Here is a 3,293-nt window from a genome sequence, read left to right as displayed (position 1 = left end):
CGTTTTCGGCTGTGCTTGGGCCGTTATTGACTGTCGAAATTGTGTAAGTAACTATTTCACCCGGTGCTGCTGCCGTAGTCCCGGTTTTGGTGGTAACTAGGTCGGCACTAGGTGTGAGAGTTGTGGTGAAGGGAGCTTCGTTGTTGCCCGGAGTGGGGTCAGCCGTGGGTGAGGTACTTCTGGCGGTGTTGGTGACGCTGCCTGATGCAGGTGCGATGAAGCTGACTGTGTTGGTGACGGTGACACCGCTGGCTAAGCTGGGAACGGGCGCGAAGCTGACAATGCCTGTATTCTCATCGTAGACACCGCCGTTGACTCCTGTTAAACCGCGAACGATGGTGTCGGTAATGGTGACGTTTTCGGCTGTGCTTGGGCCGTTATTGACTGTCGAAATTGTGTAAGTAACTATTTCACCCGGTGCTGCTGCCGTATCCCCGGTTTTGGTGGTAACAACGTCGGCACTAGGTGTCAGAGTTGTGGTGACTGTAGCAAGCGGATCAGTACCGTTGTTGTTCTCAGGAAAAGGATCAGGGGTAGCTGAGGTATTTCTGGCGGTGTTGCTGACGCTGCCGGATGCAGATGCAGGTGCGATGAAGCGGACTGTGTTAATGGCAGGAGGAGCACCGGAAGGCAAGCTGGGAATCGCTGGGAAGGTGACAATCCCAGTATCTGCATTGTAAACACCCTCGTTGGATAGACTAACTATATTTAAACCGGGAACAATGCTGTCGGTAACGGTGACGTTTGCGGCTGTGCTTGGGCCGTTGTTGACTGTCGAAATTGTGTAAGTAACTGTTTCACCCGGTGCTGCTGCTGTAGTCCCGATTTTGGTGGTAACAACGTCGGCAAGAGCAGCAACAATTGTAGTTGAGACTTGAGAGATGGGTTGGGAACTATTGTTGTTACCTAGATCTGGGTCGTAAGTGCTGGAGGTGCTATAGGCACTGTTAGTTAAGGAAGCGCCGACTGTTGCCGGAACTCTTGCGGTGATGGTGCGGGTTTCGCTAGCACCCTTAGCCAGAGTCGGAATCGCCGGCCATATGACAGTTCGCGTTTTGCTGTCTAAAGTACCGCCGTCGGAGGCGCTGACGAAACTTAAGCCTGCGGGCAGGGGATCTTGAATCAGGACGCTTTCGGCGCTGTCTGGCCCGTCGTTATTTGTGGAGGTAATCGTATAGGTAATGGTGCTGTTGGGTGTGGCATAGAGCGGGCCTTTTTTAACAATGGAAACGTCGGCTTTGAGTGCAGGCTCATCTATACTTTGAACGATGACATTGTTAACTTCGTGAATGTTTGTATTTTCCCCTGTCGAACCAGCAAAGCCAAATTTAAAAGTAGGTGGCACTTTTCCATTTATGGGTTCCAAATTTGGTATGTCGAGCAGTGTTTCGCCCGCATCAAATGTGCCACTACCGTCCAAGTCTAAGGCAACTGTCAGACGGTTAGGAAATGTTGGTGAATTCGCTGGAAATAAGGTAATTTGGACGCTTCTTTTGGTATTAGCATACGTGCGACTGGTTGCAGCTATATTATCTATGCCACCGGGAACGACAGTGCTAGTTAAAAAATTATAAGATCTGCTTTCGCTGCCTCTAATTCCTACTGCATCCGGTCGCTGCTCCGGGCCGCCCACACGCCCTCCCGATCCTGATTGACTGGCAGAAAAAAAGCCAAACTCGTCTAATCCGACACCTAAATAACCTCCTTTAATACCCGGTACAATTCCATTCCTATTATTCTGAGCATAGCCGAGAGAGCCGCCAAAGCCTCCCGCTGCTGTTGGCGTAGCTGTTCCGTCAATCAGGAAAAAACTAATGCCATCGGCACCAAGGAGGTCAACATTCGCAGGTTTATACCGGTCAGTACCTCTGTTATAGGCAAAGAAATCAAAGGTAATTCTCAGACCCTCAGTGGCTGAGATGGGGTTATTGTAGATTACAAAAGCTGATTGGTCAAAGGCGTTTGATGTTAATCTCAAAGTACCTTGATCCTCTGGATCGCCAGTCCCTAAAGCAGGAATAACTCCGCTGGGGTTTGGTGTACTACCTGCGGTTAAGCCAGGAGGTGAACCTTCCTTATTATAAATCCAAGGCCCGATCGCTGTTGTATTTTTAAATTCTTCAGCCGCTAAGGTAGCGAGGACTGATGTGTAGCCTTCTATGACTTCTTTTTCAAAGGCTATTTCGGTATTTATTTGTCCTGTAGTAATTTCTAATTCCCAGTCGCCACCTAATGCTGCACTCCCTGTTAGGTTATTGGAAGCAGCAATATTTGCTCCTGTTATTTCACTGAGTTTTTGTATGAATTTAATGCCGGATTCGCCTGCGGCTATGTTACAGCCGTAAAGTAAAATGCTGCCGGATTCGCTAAGGGCTTTTCCCCACTGCTGCAATTGGTTGCTGTAGGTTTCTAGATTATTAATATTAAGTTCCGCCCGGCCGATTTCTACTGCTGCTTCTCGGCCGTGAGAAACTATGTGCAGGCTGGTGATGTTGCTGCGCTGACCCAGAATTTCGGTGATTTGCTCGATTCCATCCCGGGTTCTATCGAGCAAGACTACTTCTGTACCGCATTTCACTCCCCTGAGCAACTCTTGGTAGTTTTCTACTTTTGAATCCACAATTGCTAGATTTTTTCGGCTAGCCGTCTCTGCTTTATGGCTAGCTTGTCTCAAGATTTTAGTTTCCATATTGGTAGATTTCCGTGTTTGTGTAGATGACCAAGTTGACAGATTTGGGATGGTTTTGATTTTTGGTTAATTTGGGTGCTAAATCTAAGCTGCCCATTTTCCTAGATGACGATAAACTTTCAAAGATAAAGCTTTGAAAGTTCTTTATTTATGAGACATAATAGTAACCTATATTTGTCAATTGTGATGTTTGTCAATCATTAGACAGGATTTACTGCGATCGCCCTTGGATGTCCTGATGCGGCCGAGCGCTGCAAATTCTAACATGAATAAGGGGTAACAGCCTTTGTATTAGCGAATATGCTCTCTTTCTGGGAAAAATGATATCAGGTCTAAGGTTAGTTATATGCTAAATTACTTACGGATTTATCAGCATAAGGGGTCTCACCCCTCATGCTGCTGTTCTTAGTCTGGTGACATTGAGGCTGGCTCAGACAGATTGAACCGTAAATATACAGAAAATACTAATTTCCTAAAAATTGGCAGATTTTGACTTTCAGGTGCGATCGCTCTTAAAAGTTGAGAGTACCTGACATCTTGCAGCAATATCAATAAGAGGATTTTTCGTGGGGTCGGGCGGGTTTATAGAACCTATTTGCAAGCT

At 46.9% G+C, this 3,293-nt stretch carries 1 protein-coding gene; it reads right to left on the bottom strand.

Features of this window, described 5'->3' with window-relative positions:
• On the bottom strand, positions 1 to 2,689 hold a 2,689-nt coding region (locus QUB12_RS36855), incomplete at its 3' end, for a DUF4347 domain-containing protein (RefSeq protein WP_333311037.1).
• Positions 2,690 to 3,293 lie beyond the last annotated feature (604 nt).

It is taken from the genome of Microcoleus sp. B7-D4 (assembly GCF_036705125.1).
Lineage (GTDB): Bacteria > Cyanobacteriota > Cyanobacteriia > Cyanobacteriales > Microcoleaceae > Microcoleus.
The sequence above is the reverse complement of the archived record's forward strand: the minus strand, read 5'-3'. Positions and strand labels throughout refer to the sequence as shown.